Source organism: Paracoccus sp. S3-43, assembly GCF_029027965.1.
Taxonomy (GTDB): Bacteria; Pseudomonadota; Alphaproteobacteria; order Rhodobacterales; family Rhodobacteraceae; genus Paracoccus.
Window position 1 is genome coordinate 1,148,818 of record NZ_CP119082.1, and the last position, 12,433, is coordinate 1,161,250.

Here is a 12,433-nt window from a genome sequence, read left to right on the forward strand (position 1 = left end):
CGTCCGGTTCCCGCCACTCGACCGGGTGCCAGAGCAGGCGCGCGGGGTCGGCCAGCTCGTCCCCTTCGCGGATGGCGAGGATGAAGAGCCGCTCGCGCTTGTGGGGCGCGCCGACTTCCGCCGCCGTGAAGAGGCCTGCCGCAAGGCGGTAGCCCATGCCGACCAGTCCTGCGGCGACTTCGGGGAAGCCGAGGCGGAGATGATGGGCGACATTCTCGAGAAACACGAAGGGCGGCTCGACCTCGCCGATGATGCGGGCGACATGCGGCCAGAGGTGGCGCGGGTCCTCCGCGCCCCGGCGCTTGCCCGCGACGGAGAACGGCTGGCACGGATAGCCCGCAGTGACGATGTCCACCGCGCCGCGCCACGGGCGGCCGTCGAAGGTTCCAACGTCGTCCCAGACAACAGCCCGATCCAGGGACGCATCTTCCATCCGCGCCACGAGAGTGGCTGCGGCGAAGGTTTCCCGTTCGACGTGGCCCACAGCACGATATCCGGGGATGGCGATGGCGAGCCCGAGGTCGAGACCGCCTGCGCCGGAGCAGAGCGAGAGGCCGAAGAGGCATGCGTCTCCGGATCCGGAAGTGTCTCCGGAGGAAGGTAGAGCCAGGTCATGCATGTCACGCGGCGGTCTTGCGCTTTCGCGCGGGTTCGGGAGCGGTGTCCGTGACCGGAGCGGCGTCCCTGTCCGAAACATCGGCGGGGGCTTCGGCGTCTTGGCCGAGCCGCTCCGTTCTCACCTGCGCGAAAGCCCGGCCATCGCCGTCGAGGATCGCCTCCTTGCCGGTTTCGGCCTGCCAGCGTTCGACGGCGACGTCGATGTAGGCCGGGCTGATCTCCATCGCGAAGACACGGCGGCCGTTGGCCTCGCCCGCCATGATCTGCGAGCCGGAGCCCGAGAACGGCTCGTAGCAAAGCCCGCCCCGCGCCACATGCTGGCGCATCGGGATCCCGAAAGCGTCGAGCGGCTTCGGCGTCGGGTGGTCGGGGCGCTCGTCCTTGGCAAAGCTGGGCAGCGCCCATGTCGACGGCAGCGTTTCCTCGGCCATCTTCGGCGGCCGGTTCGGGCGGCGCCAGCCCATGAAACAGGGCTCGTGTTTCCAGAGGTAATGCGAGCGGGTGAGAACCCCGCGGTCCTTCACCCAGATGATCTGCTGATGCACGAAGGCCCCCGCCTTCTCCCAGCAAGCCTCGAGCATCGCCTGGCGGCGCGAGGCGTGCCAGCAGTACCAGGCGGCATCCTCGGTGATCGCCTCGGCGACGGCCGCCGAGATGAACCCGTCGTAAAGCTCGGCGCCCTGCGAGCTGTCGTCCCAGGTCGTTCCATAGGACGCGGACCAGTCCTTGTTGCGGGTCGGATGGTTCGAGCCGTCGTAGTCGACGAGATAGGGCGGATCGGTCGCGAACAGGATCGCGCGCTCGCCATTCATCAGGCGGCGCACATCGGCCGCGCTGGTGCTGTCGCCGCAGAGGAGGCGATGGTCACCGAGGATCCACAGATCGCCCGTCCGCGACGCCGGGTTGCGCGGCGGCTCTGGAATGGTCACCGGCGGTACGGAGCCCCCGGCGCCACCCTCTTCACCGTCGTCTTCCGCGACGTAGGCCAGCAGCTTGTCCAACTCGCCGTCGGAGAACCCGACCAGCGACAGATCGAAATCCTCGGCCAAGAGGTCATTCAGTTCCGCCGACAGCAGCGCCTCGTCCCAGGTGCCGAGCTCGGTGAGCTTGTTGTCCGCGATCCGGTAGGCCCGGCGCTGCGCTTCGGTCAGATGCCCGAGGACGATCACCGGCGCTTCGGTCAGACCCAGCTGTGTCGCGGCCAGCACCCGGCCGTGGCCGGCGATCAGCTCTCCGTCCTCTGCGACGAGGCAGGGCACGGTCCAGCCGAACTCGGCCATGCTGGCGGCGATCTTCGCGACCTGGTCCGCGCCATGCGCCTTCGCGTTCTTCGCGTAGGGCTGGAGCTTTGCCAGCGGCCAAGTCTCGATCGCATCCGGGGCGAAGCTCAGCGTCATGGTGGACAAGGTTCCTCGGTGGGGTGGATGCCGGTGGCTTCCGGACTCCGGATGCCGGGCTGGACTCCAAGCGGGGTCCAGCGGCCACCAGCGGTGTCCGGTCGGAAGGCCAGCGTTCATTGGTGTTTGCGCAGGGCGCGGGTGGCTCCGGCTTCCGGGTGGCTTCCCAAAAATCCGGCCCTGTCGCTGGCGATGTTCCGCGCTTCGCCCGCCAGCATACGAATGTCGCCAGGAAGGAACCGGAAACTGCCGTGGGATGGACCCCCGCCGGACCCTCGCTGGATACCGGGGTCCAGAAGAGCCCCGTCAACGCAAAGGGGAGAGCGAGCTTTCCAGCGCACTCTCCCCATCTTGCCTTCGGAATAGCACGATCATGTTGCAGATGTCGAAGGAAAAAGTGTTGCAACACATTGGAGTCACTGCGCATTCAGGCGCGCAGCGATCTTGGTCAGCGCCAGCTGCCAGCGACGCCAGGCGGTCGTGCGGTCGCACCCCAGCTCGCCGCTGATCTGCTTCCACGGCACGCGGGCGGCACGAGACCAGACCAGCTTGCGCTCCGCCTCCTCGATCCAGAGCACCCAGTCGAAGGTCTGCTCGAGCCGGGTGATTGCGGCGGCCGAGGGCCAGACCCGCATCGGCTGCGGCTCCATCGCCGCGATCTCGCGGCTGGTCCGCACGATGTCGGGCCAAGTGTTGAAATAGCCCTGCGCCTTCACCGGCGGCAGCTTGCGCAGGGTGCGGAACGCCTCCTCGAAATGATCGGCGACGCAGTCGGCGGTCCATTCGCGATCAGCCATGGCGCGCCTCCCTGTCAGAGGGACGCGGGCCGTAGAGCCTCTCGCCCAGCTGGCGGACCAGTTCACGCTCGGGCCAGGTGAGGCGGTCGTCATCGGCGGAGACCGCGAGGACGCCCTGTTCCTGCCAGCCCTCGCGCTTGACCTGCTCGGGATCCCGGCGTCGGCCGCCGTAGCCGTGGGGGTGACATCTCATGCGACACCTCCCTTCGTCTCGATCGCCCAGAGCAGGATGGCGATTGCGTCGGCCTCGTTGTCGTCGGCGGGGCTGAAGCCGCGGGCGCGGACGGCGGTGACCATGGCGACCTTGTCGGCATTGCCCTTGCCAGCGGCGTGACGCTTGATCGTGCCGACCGGAACGCCCTCATAGGGCACGCCGCGCAGTTCCGCCCATGCGGTCAGCGTGGCCATGAGCCCGCCGTAGATATGGCTCGCGTCGGTGCCCGCGTGGCGGCGGACTTCCTCGAACCAGATCGCGGCGACGGGACCGGAGAGCCGGTCGATCTCGGTCAGCCAGTTGGTGAAGCGCAGGTAGCGCATGCCGCCGCCATCGAAGCGGCCGGGGCGCAGCGAGACGGTGCCGCTGGTGACCAGACCGTCATGGCCGCGGATCGCCCAGCCGGTCGAGGTGCCGAGGTCGAGCGCAAGGATGCAGCGGTTGCGGGGGGCGTCGAGCGGCAGCGATTCAAACCTTGCGCCGTCGCAATTCGGGATCAGAGTCGGCTGAGCCATGATGGGTCTCCTTTGCCGGTGGCCTGTGGTGGTGGAAGACGACGGCGGTCTGGTGCTTGGCGGTACGGGGCCGCCGTCGTCGGATCGGAGAGCACAAGGGAGAGTCACGGCGGCGCGCGCGGCTGGCTCGGACGTATGGGAGGAGTGGCCAACCCTGTGGGGTGGCCCTCCCATACGTAGTATGGGGGTTTGACACCTAACTGTTCCGAGGTGTTCAAGTGGCTGAAATCATTGCGGAATAAGACTTCATGAAGTCTTCGGGCATGAGTTAGGGACCTAACTCTTATTTGCCCGTAACCCGTTGATTTCATTGAGTGCACAGTTGGCGCTGTCATATGAGTCAGGCCTCACTCATATGAGTTAGGTCGTCCTCCAGCCCCTCCGGGTAGACCCAGACGGCGGGGTTTTCGACCTGAAGGCAGAGCCCGGACTGGGGGCATTTGAAGTGGCTGGGCAGGACCGGACGGGCGGTTGTGGTGACCTCGCCGGTGTCCGGATCGACCTCCTCGACGGGCGCGCCGAACTGCATGCCCTCGACGCAGAGGTAGCCGAACCGCGACCGGGTGACGGGGAAGCCGAACCCCGAGGGGTCGCGCAGGAACTTCACGAAGCCCTTGGTCGCCAGCACGCTGAGGCGCTCACGGATCGTGTGCTTGCTGCCCAGACCGCCCCGGTTCTCGAAGGTCTCGGCGAACTGCATGGCGGTGTAGAGGCGCTCGCTCGCCGCCTCATCCAGCAGCATGCCGAGGATGACATCGTGTTTGCGCAGCCGCTCGGCATCGAGCTTGGCGCCAACCTCCTTGCGCACCAGGCGTTCGTTCAGCGGGTTCAGCTCGACCCATTCGCCTTTCACCTTGTCGATCAGCTTGCCCGGCAGCGCGGGGCCATTGCGCAGCTCGATCTCCAGCCTACGGACGCTGCTGTCCTCGTCAGGCCGGTGCATCAGCAGACCCGAGGTGTAGAAGCCGCGCAGCGCGCTGGCGCCGGAGAGCGCGAGGAAGGGATCGTCCTTGACCTGGTGCTTGCTGGCCTTGCGGGTGTGATGGGCGAGGATGACGCCCGCGTCCGGATTGACGGCATCGCGGAGAAGCTCCACCCGGTCCTTCAGGAAGAACATCATGGCGGTGTTGTCGTTCTCGCCGCCGCCCTCAGGTCCGCCGTCGAAGAGATTGCGGATCGGGTCGATGACGATGATGTCGGGCGGCGCGTCGGCGAATGCAGCCCGGATCGCCTCGGCCACGCGGGCGACGCCCTCCGCGTCGAGCAGCAGCTTCAGCTTCGGTGTGGCGATGAAGGTGTCGCGCGCGGCGGCGATCACGGTGGCGGGCAGCGCGATCTGCTGCATGCGCTCGCGCAGGTAGTGATACTGGATCTCCGCCTGGAGATAGAACACGCGCAGTGCCCGGGGCGGCGCGAAGCCGAGGAAGGGCACGCCCGCCGCCATGTGGACGAGCCAGGAGATCAGGAAGTCGCTCTTGCCGACCTTGGGCGCGCCGCCCAGCACCAGGAGCCCGCCCGGCGTCAGCACGCGCGGCCCGATGACGTCCTCGGGCATGGGGCTCGTGTCGTCGAGCAGAGCGCCGAGGCTGAAGGTCGGCAGCGGGCTGGCCGGGGCATCGACGTGGGCTGCGCGCAGTAGCGGCGGACCGTTGCGCTTCAAATGCAGCGCCCAGAGCCGTTCGGACTCGGCCATCAGCCGATCGAGCGGCCAGGACGGGCGCAGCATGGCGGCGTTGTAGCCGCAGATCGCCTCCCAGCCCGCGAAGGGGTCGAGGCGGCCTTCGTGCACCAGGCGCACGTAATGGCCGATGGCGGCGCTGGCCCCCTGGAACCGAGACCAGTCGTCCACCGCGCCCTCGCGCACCGGCGTGGTGAGCACCGCGTCGATGCCGGGCTTCGAGGCTGGTGCGGTGAGGTCGCTGGCGAAGCCCACGCCGGGCAGCGGCGGCATCTCGGCGACCTTCTCGGCGAAGTCCGCAAGATCCACCTCGACGTCGCGACGTTCGCGGATCTGCACGAGGCGTTGATGGCCGTGCTTGTGATAGACGGTGCCGGGCACCCGGATCGGCTGGTGCGCCGAGCGGAAATGCGTGTCGCCGCCGACCTTCACGGCAATCTCGCCGCGCAGGCGGCAGAGGGTGGCCAGATCCTCGCCCTCAGCGGGTTCGGTCAGTTTCCACCAGACATGGAGCTTCGCGGCGCCCTCGGGCGTGCGCCCTCCGCTTTCGATGATGAGTGTGGGCGCGCCGAGGTGGCGCGTGACGTGATCCAGCTTGGCCGGGATGTCACCCGCGTCCAGATCGACGACGACGGCCTGCATCTGCAGCACGTCGGCGGCGCGGGCCTGGCCCTGCTCCTCGACCGTGCCGGGGATGACATAGACGGCGGCGCCCTCGCGGTTCGCCCAGGCGGCAAAGGTCGCGAGTTTCCCTGGTGCGCTGTCGTCGGCCGCGATCCAGATATTGTGTGGCTTGCCGTCCCGGCCCTGACCCTTGTCGACGAAGCCGCGGAGCGGGATCAGCCCCTCGCACCAGCTGAACACGGTGTCGAGGAAGACGGCGATCTGCTCGGGGTCGGGATCGCAGCCGAACGGGTTCTCGGACGGTGGCCCGTCATTGAAGTCCATCCACGGGTTGAAATGCAGGATGCCGTCGTCGCTCATGCCGGCAGCCCCCAGCAGCGCTCGGACCACGGGCAGAAGCGGCATTCGAAGAAGTCGGGCGTGGTGGCGACGCGCGGCAGAAGCTCGCCCGCATCGGTCGCCTGCAGGATCCGCACGCCCCGGTCGGACATGCGCTGCGCGAGATCGGCATCGAAAGGCACTAGTTCGTGGTGCATCTCGGCGGTGTCCTTGTTGATCGCGGTGAACACGGCGGGCGCGGCCGAGATACCGGGGACCGTCGCCTCCATGTAGGCCTGGTAGAGCGCGATCTGGGCGGCATAGACCGGCTTCGACTTGGTCACGCCGTCCTTGACGCAAGCGCGCCAGTTCTTCGCGTTCATCGTCTTGCATTCCCAGAGCGCGGGAACGGCCAGATCGAAGCCCTCGGGCCCGGCGGCGACGATGCCGTCGACATGACCGCGGATGCGCCCGCCCGCGACGGAGAAGCCGAACTGGCCGCCATCGGGGCGGTTGCCCTTGCGGGTGTAGAGATCGAACCCGGCGCCGCGCAGCCAGGCGACGGCCAGATCCTCGAGCGCATGGCCGATGGCGAAGATGCGCAGCGACTGGCCGCTGAAGTCCTGGCCCTCGTCCTTCGGCGTCGCCGTGAACTCGAACTGCAAGGCGCGCTCGCAGGCATGGCCGAGGCGCGAGCCGCCGAGGTAGTCGCGGGGCGTCCGTGTCGCCTGATCGGCGGTCAGCGCCCGATCGACGGCAGAGTTGACCCGGTCGGCGAAGCTGGGGCGGTGATTGTAGTCCAGCATCAAAACGGCACCTCCGGCGTCTGCGCCCGGGCGATGTCGGACATGGCCTCGCGGAAGCCCTCGACGGCTTCCTCGATCAGCGCGCGCACCTGCGCCTCGGTCAGGTCGGCGAGCGGAGTGGCCCAGCCGATCTCGTCCATCAGCAGCGCCACGCGCTTCATGGTGGCGGTGATCGCGGCGCGCTCTTCCTCGGTCAGATCAACCATGGCGAAACGCTCCCGCGCCAAACGCGTCCAGAAGGACTGGCAGGGCATCGAGCAGAACCAGACCGAGGGCCGGGGCCGCTTCGACCGGTGCGGATCGAACCAGCCAAAACCACGGGTGGGTTGCCGGCAGACAGCACAGAGCGTTCCACGCGGATGCCAGAGCCGCCGCCGGTCCTCGGCCGTGATGGGGATGACGGAGGCCATGGGTCATGCCGCCCTCCGTTCGGGCCGGGCGGCCGTGTCGATCAGCTGGCGGATGGCGCGCTTGTTGAAGCCGAAGGTCATCAGCGCCGAGGCGCGGTAGCGCGTCAGGCCGAAGTCGTGGCGGCACTCGGGCGGCAGGTATTGCAACTGCTTCTCGGTCGGCGGCTGGCGCAGCCAGGAGCGGGTCTTGAAGGCGCTCTCGTCGGTCTCGTGGGTGTTCAGCCAGTCGTCGGCCTGCGCGAGGCAGACGGTGCGTTCGCCGACACCCAACAGGTGGGGGCGTTCGCCCTTCGCCCCGCCGATGGCGTACCAGACCCCGTCCAGCCAGAAGATGCCGCCCCAGGCTGCGAAGCCCGTGGCCATCAGCGCGTCGTCCGTGCCGTAGAGGTCGACCCACGCGAAGCTGGATCGCTTCAGCAGGTCGATCTCCGTCATCAGGAAGCCCGAGAGCGGCGCGGCGGCGCCGCCTTCGCCTGCATCCAGATCCTCCCGCGGGAACGCCTCACCGCAGAGCGGGCATTCGGTGGCGGCGAGCGGGATCTCCGCCTCGCAGGCCGGACAGGTCTTGGTCGGCGCCTCGCCGGTTTCGGTCTTGCCGTCGAGATCGACATCCTGTTCCAGCGTGCCGTGGATCAAGCTCGAGGTGCCGAAATCCAGCACGACGCAGTCGGTCTTGACGATGCCGGGATGTTCCTCGGGATCGACGGTGCGCAAGCCGCGTCCGACCATCTGGATCATCGTGGACTTGTAGGAACTCGGCCGCAGCAGCACGACGCAGGAAGTGGGCGGATGGTCCCAGCCCTCGGTCAGCACCGCCACGTTGACGATGACGCGGATGTCGCCCGCCGCGTAGTCGGCGAGGATCGCCTTGCGGGTCTCGGCCGCCAGATCGCCGTGGATCAGCGCGGCGGAAACGCCCGCCGCCCTGAAGGCGTCGGTCACATGCTCTGCGTGGGCGACGGTGGAGCAGAACACCACGGTCTGCCGTTCGCCCGCCTTCTCCTTCCAGTGCCGGATCACTTCGTCCGTGACGGGGGCGCGGTCCATGATGCCCGCCACCTCCGCCATGTCGAAATCCGACATGGTCTTGCGGACCGAGCGCAACTCGTCCTGCACGCCCACATCGATGACGAAGGTGCGCGGCGGCACGAGATGGCCCGAGGAAATCAGTTCGCCCAGCCGCACCTGGTCGGCGACATTGTCGAAGACCTCGCGCAGGCCCTTCCTGTCGCCCCGGTTCGGCGTCGCCGTGACCCCGAAGATGCGGGCGTCGGGATTGGCCGCGCGTACGCGGTCGATGATGCGGCGGTAGCTGTCGGCGACGGCATGGTGCGCCTCGTCGACGACCAGCAGGTCGAGGCGCGGCATGTCCGCGAGGTTCGAAGCCCGCGCCAGCGTAGGCACCATGGCGAAGGCGACCTGGCCGCCCCAGGACTTCTCCGTGGCGTCGATGACCGATGTGGCGACGCCCGGCACCACGCGCTGGAACTTGGCGCGGTTCTGGGCTGTCAGCTCGTCGCGATGGGCCAGCACGCAGGCCTTCGCGCCGTCGCCGATCATCTCGCCGGTGACCGCCGAGAGCATGATGGTCTTGCCCGCACCGGTGGGCGCCACGCCCAGCGTGTTGCCGCGGGAAGCGAGCGCAGCCACGCTGCGCTCGACGAAGGTCTTCTGGCGGGGGCGCAGGCGCATGGCCGGTCTCCCCCTTACTGCGCCCAGCTCGGCCGACCGGCGGCGCCGGGGGCGGACGCGGGCTGGCTGGGCTGGGTGGCCGTGGCGGGCTGCTGCACGGCGTGGCCCTGCGCCGGGGCGGCGGCGAACTGCGACGCGACCGTGCCCATCAGCGCGGCGTAGTCGCGATGGTCGGGGGTGACCGCGGCGCGGATCTCGTTCTTGTCCTCGCCGTTGGTGTCGGTGCCGATGTCGATGCGGGCGACGAACTCGACGCCGTCGAGATCGCCAAAGCCGTTGATGCGGCGGCGCGCCTGCGCCTCGGGCGAGTTGTCCTTGTCGGACACGCCGCGCGCCGAGTTGAGGATGCCGCGGATCAACCCGCGCCCCATGTTCGCCCAGTCCGGGCCCTTCGGGCTGTAGAGGCCGATCAGCGACCAGACCTTGCGCCGGGCGTAGGGCCCTTCGAGCACCGTGTATTCGGCGTCCAGGTAGACGGCGCCGGTGGCGGCGCGGCGCGCCCAGCCTCCGGTCCAGCCCTGCGAGGGGTCGTCGAAACCGCCGGGGCGGAGCGTCAGGCGCACCTTGGCGAGCGTGCCCTTGGGGATGACGTTGGTGTTGGATTGGGCGGAGTTGAAGTCGTTCCAGGGTCCGGACATTGCGCGGCTCCTTTCAGTTGGAGGATGGGACGCGCAGCGGCGTCAGTGGGGAAAAGCCACTCCGGCGACCGGATCGGGACACCGGGCGTGGCGAGAGGCGCTCAGCCATGGCTGGGCTCCTGCGCGGGGGCGGGATCGGTGGGCGTCACCGGCGGCCAGGTCAGACGTTCGGAGACCGGCGCCGCGGGGCGCTGGATCTTCTCCATCAGCCGGCCGAGATGCGGGGCCTCGACCCTGTCGAGGCGGCCGGAACGGTCCTTGGCCGGATAGCCCCAGGGGTTCAGCGTCTGGCAGACGAAGGCGCGCTGCGGCTGGCCGCCCGGGTCCGGGATGTCGGCCATGGTGATGACCTGATCCACGATGCCCGGCAGTTCGAGCCCGGTCTTGCTGCCGTCGATCTGCGGCTGGAAGACCTTGCGGTTGAAGTCGTCGAGCCGCTCGTCGAGGATGCCCACGAACCAGACATGCTTGCCGCGCGTGTGCTGCAGATGGGTCAGCCAGCCGATCATCTCGCGGCCATGCAGACCGTAGGCGCCGCGGATGTCGGGCTTGCCGGTCTTCTCGGAGAACGCTTCGGGCTGCCCACGGCACCACTGGAAGCAGAGCCGCCCGGCCACCGTGATCGAGTCGATGAAGACGGTCTCGTACTTCCCGATCACCGCCGGATCGCCGTAGCGCCCGCAGACCTCGTCGAAATGCGCCTGGCTGTAGGGCTGGTCCTCGCGCAGCGCCGGGTTCGGCCCGCCGATGAACACCGCGAAGTCGCGGCATTCCTTCCAGGTGCGGGGCCGGAGCGTGTCGATCTCCAGCCCCTCGACCGCCAGATCCCCGGCCTCGAGGTCGAGGAAGAGCGTGGTGGAGGCGTTCAGCGTCCAGAGCAGGCTGGTCTTGCCGATGCCGGACCGGCCGAAGATGACGCCCTTGATGCCCTTGCGCTGCGCGAGCCGTTCGTCGGCGCCGATGATGGGAAGAGCCATCACTGGCCCTCCTTCTTCAGCACCGCCGTGGCGGCGCGATCTGCGCCGACGCAACCCGCTTCGCGAGCGAGCTTGTAGAGCCGCTTCAGCGCATCGGCGCGTCGGTAGGCGGCCGTGCTCTCACGCTCCGCTTCCACGATCGCGAAGGCGATCTCGTCGACGCTCGCCTCGACGACCGGCAGCGGCTCGCGTGGCTCGTCACCGGCGCGCTGCGGGAGGGAGATGGTTTCGGGGAGGTCTTCGAGCGCGTAGCTCGCCTTGCGAAGACGGGTGATGTCGTCCGGCTGGTCCGGCATGGCTTTTCTCCGTGAGATGAGGTGATCGAGGAGGCGCATCACGCGGCCTCGCGGACGTCGGGCGCGGGCTCGGCGACGTAGATCGCCAAGAGCGGCGTCCCGTCGGCGTGGACGCCGGCGTCCTCGATCTGATAGTTGCGGTTGGGCTCGCAGACCTCGGTCAGCTCCCAGCGGCGATAGAGCCCCGGAAGACGCCTGAAATCCTCGAGCGACAGATCGGCAGTGCGGTTCATGCGTGTCTGCTTTCGGTTGGAGGGAAGGCGCTCGGGGCGCTCGAATGGGAAAAGCCACCGGCGGGACCGGATCGAGACATCGGCTCAGGGGATTTCCTCGAGAGCGTCGTGCAGCCGGCGCATGGCGCGCTGGTAGCGCTTGCGGGCGGCGGCCTCGGTCAGGCCCAGTTCGACCGCGACCTCGGCCTGGGAGAAGCCCTCAATCGCCACGCGGATCACCAGCAGGGCGTCATCGCCGAGCAGCTTCCGCACGGCGCCGTTCAGCCGTGCGTACCCGGCCGCGCCGATCCCGCTGTCGCCGCTGTCCGCCACCTCGTCGGGGTTGGCGCCGCTGGCGAGATGTTCGCGTGCCTGGTCGCGCTGGCGCACGCGGATCATGTCGCGCTCGACGTTGCGCAGCACCGTGGCCGCGATCCAGTTGACGCGGCTGAGGTCGAGGCCGCGGATCGCCTCAGTGGTGCGCGCCAGAACATCGGACGCGACCTCGTCGGCGGTGCCGAGCCTGCGCCAGATCGACCGGCGCCGGATGGCGTCGAGCCCGGGCCAGAGCGCCAGCAACAGCATCGTCAGCGCGCAGTCGGACGCGGGCCCGTCGCCCTGCGCCGCCTCGACCAGCGCGGAGAGAGCCCGGTTCTTCTGGCCCTGATCGCCGGTCCTGCGATGCAGACCGTCCAGCAGGGCCGCCGGATCCCGGAACGGTGTGAGGGCAGCCTGCGCACGCCGGACGTCGTCGAAACTGCGCTGGAAGTGAAGGTTGGAAGAAGAATGCATGAGGTGATCACGGATCTCGTGCCACGCGATAGACATCGGACGCCTGCCTTGCGGCCAGGCGTCCGGCGCCTTCTCGTGGCCAGGTCAGGACGTCGCGCGTCTCTGCGATTTCAGGGGGTTGGGTGAATGCGCGCGTCAGCGCGCGGGTGCGGTCGCGTTGTTCAGCGAGCCGCAGCCGCGGCAGGTGGCCTGCACCGGGAAGCCCACCAGATACTCGTGCCCCCGCGCGAAGCGCAGGTGCATTCGGCCGTCCCGGCAGACGCCGAGCAGCTTTTCACAGCGCGTGCAGCGCCATTCCGATTTGTGGGCGGTGGTGGGCTTGGTCGTCGCGGCACCGGACCAGTTCGTCGGGGCTGCCTGGCGCGAGGGGAAGGGAGTCGGCACTGGATTGCTCCTCTATGTGGAGCCCTTCCAGTAATCAGCGGTTTGTTAGACCGTCCCCCGTCGCA

The 12,433-nt window shown here is 68.7% G+C and carries 14 protein-coding genes and 1 pseudogene; all 15 read right to left on the reverse strand.

Annotated elements, in window-relative coordinates; genetic code table 11:
- Positions 1-109: 109 nt before the first annotated feature.
- Positions 110-697 (reverse strand): annotated as a pseudogene (locus PXD02_RS05895) (DNA cytosine methyltransferase); the annotation flags it as partial.
- On the reverse strand, positions 621-2,015 hold the full coding sequence (locus PXD02_RS05900; RefSeq protein WP_275105954.1) for a site-specific DNA-methyltransferase: 1,395 nt from the start codon (positions 2,013-2,015) through the stop codon (positions 621-623). The pseudogene PXD02_RS05895 and the gene PXD02_RS05900, both read right to left, overlap by 77 nt.
- 416 nt (positions 2,016-2,431) lie before the next feature.
- On the reverse strand, positions 2,432-2,812 hold the full coding sequence (locus PXD02_RS05905) for a DUF6362 family protein (protein WP_018303644.1): 381 nt from the start codon (positions 2,810-2,812) through the stop codon (positions 2,432-2,434).
- Positions 2,805-3,005, reverse strand: a complete 201-nt coding sequence (locus PXD02_RS05910; protein WP_275105955.1) for a hypothetical protein — start codon at positions 3,003-3,005, stop codon at positions 2,805-2,807. Before PXD02_RS05910 ends, PXD02_RS05905 begins: the two co-directional genes overlap by 8 nt.
- The gene (locus PXD02_RS05915) at positions 3,002-3,541 is read right to left on the reverse strand and encodes a crossover junction endodeoxyribonuclease RuvC (RefSeq protein WP_275105956.1); all 540 of its coding nucleotides are present in this window, start codon (positions 3,539-3,541) and stop codon (positions 3,002-3,004) included. The genes PXD02_RS05910 and PXD02_RS05915 overlap by 4 nt, the downstream gene beginning before the upstream one ends.
- 340 nt (positions 3,542-3,881) lie before the next feature.
- A complete protein-coding gene (locus tag PXD02_RS05920; RefSeq protein ID WP_275105957.1) occupies positions 3,882-6,203 on the reverse strand; it encodes an AAA family ATPase in 2,322 nt (773 codons plus the stop codon).
- The gene (locus tag PXD02_RS05925; RefSeq protein WP_275105958.1) at positions 6,200-6,967 is read right to left on the reverse strand and encodes a PD-(D/E)XK nuclease family protein; all 768 of its coding nucleotides are present in this window, start codon (positions 6,965-6,967) and stop codon (positions 6,200-6,202) included. The genes PXD02_RS05920 and PXD02_RS05925 overlap by 4 nt, the downstream gene beginning before the upstream one ends.
- Positions 6,967-7,377 (reverse strand): DUF6511 domain-containing protein, encoded by a 411-nt coding sequence (locus tag PXD02_RS05930; RefSeq protein WP_275105959.1) that lies wholly within the window; start codon positions 7,375-7,377, stop codon positions 6,967-6,969. The genes PXD02_RS05925 and PXD02_RS05930 overlap by 1 nt, the downstream gene beginning before the upstream one ends.
- A gap of 3 nt (positions 7,378-7,380) precedes the next feature.
- Positions 7,381-9,069, reverse strand: a complete 1,689-nt coding sequence (locus tag PXD02_RS05935; RefSeq protein WP_275105960.1) for a DEAD/DEAH box helicase — start codon at positions 9,067-9,069, stop codon at positions 7,381-7,383.
- Positions 9,070-9,083: 14 nt separating this feature from the next.
- Entirely contained in the window at positions 9,084-9,707 is a 624-nt protein-coding gene (locus tag PXD02_RS05940) for a hypothetical protein (protein ID WP_275105961.1), read from the reverse strand.
- 101 nt (positions 9,708-9,808) lie between these two features.
- Entirely contained in the window at positions 9,809-10,684 is an 876-nt protein-coding gene (locus PXD02_RS05945) for an ATP-binding protein (protein ID WP_275105962.1), read from the reverse strand.
- The gene (locus PXD02_RS05950) at positions 10,684-10,980 is read right to left on the reverse strand and encodes a hypothetical protein (RefSeq protein ID WP_275105963.1); all 297 of its coding nucleotides are present in this window, start codon (positions 10,978-10,980) and stop codon (positions 10,684-10,686) included. The genes PXD02_RS05945 and PXD02_RS05950 overlap by 1 nt, the downstream gene beginning before the upstream one ends.
- Before the next feature lie 38 nt (positions 10,981-11,018).
- Positions 11,019-11,213 carry a hypothetical protein gene (locus PXD02_RS05955; RefSeq protein ID WP_275105964.1) on the reverse strand — a complete coding sequence of 65 codons (195 nt, stop codon included), beginning with the start codon at positions 11,211-11,213 and terminating at the stop codon, positions 11,019-11,021.
- A gap of 84 nt (positions 11,214-11,297) precedes the next feature.
- Positions 11,298-12,020: an RNA polymerase sigma factor gene (locus PXD02_RS05960; protein ID WP_275105965.1), complete on the reverse strand. Its 723-nt coding sequence runs from the start codon at positions 12,018-12,020 to the stop codon at positions 11,298-11,300.
- Between the two features lie 99 nt (positions 12,021-12,119).
- A complete protein-coding gene (locus PXD02_RS05965) occupies positions 12,120-12,368 on the reverse strand; it encodes a hypothetical protein (protein ID WP_275105966.1) in 249 nt (82 codons plus the stop codon).
- Positions 12,369-12,433 lie beyond the last annotated feature (65 nt).

Excerpts from the sequence above, each read along its gene's own strand:
- PXD02_RS05900 (WP_275105954.1), bottom strand. The coding sequence starts at position 2,015 with ATGACGCTGAGCTTCGCCCCGGATGCGATCGAGACTTGGCCGCTGGCA.
- PXD02_RS05905 (WP_018303644.1), bottom strand. The coding sequence starts at position 2,812 with ATGGCTGATCGCGAATGGACCGCCGACTGCGTCGCCGATCATTTCGAG.
- PXD02_RS05910 (WP_275105955.1), bottom strand. The coding sequence starts at position 3,005 with ATGAGATGTCACCCCCACGGCTACGGCGGCCGACGCCGGGATCCCGAG.
- PXD02_RS05915 (WP_275105956.1), bottom strand. The coding sequence starts at position 3,541 with ATGGCTCAGCCGACTCTGATCCCGAATTGCGACGGCGCAAGGTTTGAA.
- PXD02_RS05920 (WP_275105957.1), bottom strand. The coding sequence starts at position 6,203 with ATGAGCGACGACGGCATCCTGCATTTCAACCCGTGGATGGACTTCAAT.
- PXD02_RS05925 (WP_275105958.1), bottom strand. The coding sequence starts at position 6,967 with ATGCTGGACTACAATCACCGCCCCAGCTTCGCCGACCGGGTCAACTCT.
- PXD02_RS05930 (WP_275105959.1), bottom strand. The coding sequence starts at position 7,377 with ATGGCCTCCGTCATCCCCATCACGGCCGAGGACCGGCGGCGGCTCTGG.
- PXD02_RS05935 (WP_275105960.1), bottom strand. The coding sequence starts at position 9,069 with ATGCGCCTGCGCCCCCGCCAGAAGACCTTCGTCGAGCGCAGCGTGGCT.
- PXD02_RS05940 (WP_275105961.1), bottom strand. The coding sequence starts at position 9,707 with ATGTCCGGACCCTGGAACGACTTCAACTCCGCCCAATCCAACACCAAC.
- PXD02_RS05945 (WP_275105962.1), bottom strand. The coding sequence starts at position 10,684 with ATGGCTCTTCCCATCATCGGCGCCGACGAACGGCTCGCGCAGCGCAAG.
- PXD02_RS05950 (WP_275105963.1), bottom strand. The coding sequence starts at position 10,980 with ATGCCGGACCAGCCGGACGACATCACCCGTCTTCGCAAGGCGAGCTAC.
- PXD02_RS05955 (WP_275105964.1), bottom strand. The coding sequence starts at position 11,213 with ATGAACCGCACTGCCGATCTGTCGCTCGAGGATTTCAGGCGTCTTCCG.
- PXD02_RS05960 (WP_275105965.1), bottom strand. The coding sequence starts at position 12,020 with ATGTCTATCGCGTGGCACGAGATCCGTGATCACCTCATGCATTCTTCT.